Raw genomic sequence first — 3,874 nt, 5'->3', positions numbered from 1 at the left:
ATAGATCGACTATATTTGGACAACCAAGTGTTTCAAATTAATAAGCAAAAATTGTGTCATTCTACTTGACGGTCACAGGTTCTATAAGAACTACACCTTGTTCTGAATAAACCCCCATTACCAAAATCTCTGAACTAAAATCAGCAACTCTCATAGGAGGAAAGTTAACTACTCCTAATACTTGCTTACCAATTAGTTCATCCAAATCATAACAATCTGTTATTTGAGCGCTACTTTGTTTAATCCCTATCTCTTCTCCAAAGTCAACCCATAGTTTATATGCTGGTTTTCTTGCTTTAGGGAACGCTTCTGCTCTGGTAATTTCTCCAACACGCATATCTAGCTTTTGAAAATCGTCGAAAGTTGCCATAGTAATGCCTCCTAAAATGTGTTTGTTTGTTTTTGAGATAAAGGATGGTTTTGTTCTTCTTGTCTATCTTTAATAACTATTAAGACCCCTATGAGAATTAAAACAGAACCTATCCAAAAGGTTATGCTAATCGTTTCACCTAGTATTAACCATCCTAATAATGTTCCAACAACGGGTTGAAAGAAGAAGAAAACTCCACCACTGGAGGCATTTAACATTTGTAATCCACGATTCCATAATAGAAATGCAATAGATGTCGATATTACACCCAAATAAATTAATCCTCCCCAAATGGTTGGATTAGTTAAATCGTTTATATCAATTTTTGGTAATTTTGTTATAACAAAAGGAGTTAAAACAACAAAAGCAATTAAAGTAGCATAAGACGTAACGACAATTTGGGAATAATCACTAGGTAGACGTTTTACTAGTACAGACATTAACGCCCATGTTAATGCTGCTATAATAAGTGATACTCCACCAAGCATGCTAGACATATTAATATCATCAATTCCAACAATGGTAATCACACCAATAGTGGCTAAACTAACTGAAATAACCTTCTTTAAAGTTAAACGTTCTTTAAGGATTAAACTAGCAAACAAAACCATAAATGCAGGTGTTGTAGAAGTTATAATAGCACCCATTTGTGCAGTAGAAAGAATTGTACCTATTTCTTGAGTAACAATGGAAATGACGTACCCTATAATTGCAATAGCAATTATAATACCAAAGTGACGTCTTTTAATTCTCCAATTTTGTCTAGTCACCAGTCCAATTATGACTAGTGCAACTAGTGCTATTAAATAACGCATCCATACAAGTTCTAATGGTGGTATGACAGCCACTACTATTTTAACGACAACATACATACCTCCCCAAATGCTTGAAGCTAATATTAAAAATAATGAACCAATAAGTGTATTTTTCATGTTTGTACCCTCCGTTTTTAATTAGGCTAGCTATGCCCTAACGGAGAGAAAATGCTATTTAAAATTCTCTCCATTAAGAGCAGGAGAGTGCTACTGGTACATCATTTTCAAATAAAGGTGCTAAAAACATAAATATCAACTCCTTAAAATAGTCAATAACAATTAAATAATAACAGACTTTAATGATTAATCAACCTAATGTCGAATAATGATTGTGAAGAATTATACTTAAAGTAAAACGGGTGCTTTAGTTGAACAATTGAACAAGAGGTTATAATATTAAACAGAAAATTTTGTTGAACCCTACAAATAAACTATGCAATTAAAAAATTTTAAAAAGTTCTTTATTTTAAGAATTGGTTCTTTAGTTTTTCCAACACCAAAAAGGCTACTAATAGAAAAGTAGCCATTAACACCATAATATATTTATTCTCCTACATAATTTTCAATAACTTTGGCAATGCTATTAGCAGCAAAAAGTCAAAGTGCTGCCATGTGCTCCACACTCATCCTAATTAGTTGATGAGTAAGGAAACTTATAAGAGGGACCGTTTACGCTACGATTTATCACTCGCTTTTAGCTAAAAAAAGAAAGAGCGATAATGAGAGTAGTGTAATTTCTAACAAGATTAAGTTCGCGTTAAATACAATTTAACTATTCAAAATTATTTATCATAATATAGCCATAATCCCTGTCGTATAAAGGGTTATGGCTATTTTTATTTTGTCCTGAGGGAAAGGAAAGTCGAATTAATCATTGTTGCGGGGATATGCCATTTTAAAGCCGGTGTTTTCTCAGAATTAGTTAGAGAGGGGTTTCGTAAATGGTGATAAACTGTTCTCTTATCATCTGATAGATCGAATGCTAAGAACTTATCATACATCCCAATAATCTCTATTTCTGCTTGTTTTATTCTGGAGAAGGTTTGAATGTAGCCGAAATTTTCCAATATATTATCTACCTTGCTTGTGCGAGTATTCGTCTTGAAGTGCATATATCAACATTTGAGCAGGTGTTAATATTGCAGCATTTAATACTCCTTTTGTTCCATAATTCTCTAGTTGACAACTGACTATTCTATTTTCTGTTCCATTTAAAGAAAAATACATAAACCAAACGGCATGATTTTGCTCGTCAGCAGCTGCACGACGGAATCTATCCTTAATAGAAGGGTCTTTTGCCTGATCGGCTATATCTAAATAAAAATCTACTGTTTCCTGTTCATCCTTAAGGATAAACCAATTCCTGCATTAAAATCACTTGGGCATTCTTCCGTTATGTTAAATACAGGTTGTTTCCCCGCTATATTCATATAAATGCTAATGAAATCTTCAAAATGTCTTTCTTCGTCTTGGTGGATTTCAAGTGTTTTTTCTTTTATAACATTGGTGGGTTCCCTGTTCGCTAATTGTTCATAACAAATAATTGCACTGTACTCGGCTTTATCGCACTTTGAATATCTTTTTCTAGATGAGCACGAAAATAGGTATCATGTTGAGAAAATACATAATTTTCCTCCTTGTGTTTCAATTCCTATCTTACTTTATGCTCCTTGAATGGGTTAGTGTGTATAGGTACGTCATATGTTAAGGAACTATTCGTAGAATCGTTTTTCATTTTTTCTACAAAATAACCGATTCGTGTAAAGTTTTTTCTCATGGAATTATAAGTACATTACCTAGACACATGCATAGGATATTTATAAAACATGTGAAAGGATTGAGAAAAATGAACAATGTTCCTTACCCTTATTCGTATTTATCACCAAATCCTTATTATGCAAATGCACCAATGTATTCATCTGGAACCCAGCAAGGGTTTTGGCCAAATCATAATGGAGTAGATCAAGTTTATGGGTATAACGGTTTTCGATCACCCAACGGCAATCCTCCTATTCCCTTAAAAGACTACGGTCCAAATCCGTTAGTCGTTAATATCAATTAAGCAACGAAGCAAAACGATACATTTCGGACTGCTTTATGGACAGGAGAGCATTTTCAAGTTACTTTAATGAGTCTCGAGCCGGGAGAAGATATTGGCCTGGAGATGCATCCAAATGTTGATCAATTTTTACGTATTGAACAAGGTCAGGGTATAACTCTAATGGGGAAAAATAAAAATAATTTAACTTTTGAAAGAAATGTCTATGATGATTCTGCCGTCATAATACCTGCAGGGATGTGGCATAATTTAATCAATACAGGTAATACTCCTTTGAAACTATATTCTATTTATGCTCCACCTAATCATCCATTTGGAACAATTCATGTTACGAAACAAGACGCAATGGCGGCTGAAGAAGGTCATAGCAATGGAAATACAGATGTGTTCGGTAAAACACCGGATGAATGGGTACAGTATACGGAATTTCTAGTTAACGAGGGGTTAGAAGATGTTAAAAGAGGTATAAATGATACACATATATTGCAGGAATTTATTTTGATGGGGGTTCTTGTTGGGAAGGGATATTCTCCTGAAAGAGCATATGAAACAGTGAATCGGTTACACTTAGTTAGACAAGTTAGTTAAGGTCAGTTAGACTTGGTTCAAATAAAAAACCGAGGAGCGTTT

General features: G+C 33.9%; 3 protein-coding genes and 1 pseudogene. 1 reads left to right on the top strand and 3 read right to left on the bottom strand.

Features of this window, described 5'->3' with window-relative positions:
• Window positions 1-61: 61 nt before the first annotated feature.
• The 3 genes from F9U64_RS22430 to F9U64_RS23320 all read right to left on the bottom strand — a co-directional run bounded on the left by F9U64_RS22430 (window position 62) and on the right by F9U64_RS23320 (window position 2,469).
• Complete coding sequence (locus F9U64_RS22430) at window positions 62-370, bottom strand: tRNA-binding protein (protein ID WP_153407122.1); 309 nt, start codon at window positions 368-370, stop codon at window positions 62-64.
• A gap of 11 nt (window positions 371-381) precedes the next feature.
• Window positions 382-1,302 carry a DMT family transporter gene (locus tag F9U64_RS22425; protein ID WP_153407121.1) on the bottom strand — a complete coding sequence of 307 codons (921 nt, stop codon included), beginning with the start codon at window positions 1,300-1,302 and terminating at the stop codon, window positions 382-384.
• A gap of 954 nt (window positions 1,303-2,256) precedes the next feature.
• Entirely contained in the window at window positions 2,257-2,469 is a 213-nt protein-coding gene (locus tag F9U64_RS23320) for a hypothetical protein (protein WP_266095274.1), read from the bottom strand.
• A 562-nt stretch (window positions 2,470-3,031) separates the two neighbouring features.
• On the opposite strand from F9U64_RS23320, the pseudogene F9U64_RS22415 reads away from it, so the two are divergent.
• A pseudogene (locus F9U64_RS22415) lies at window positions 3,032-3,622 on the top strand (cupin domain-containing protein); the annotation flags it as partial.
• Window positions 3,623-3,874: the final 252 nt, after the last annotated feature.

It is taken from the genome of Gracilibacillus oryzae (genome assembly GCF_009498735.1).
Lineage (GTDB): Bacteria > Bacillota > Bacilli > Bacillales > Amphibacillaceae > Gracilibacillus > Gracilibacillus oryzae.
This window is presented reverse-complemented; position numbering and strand designations above follow the sequence as displayed.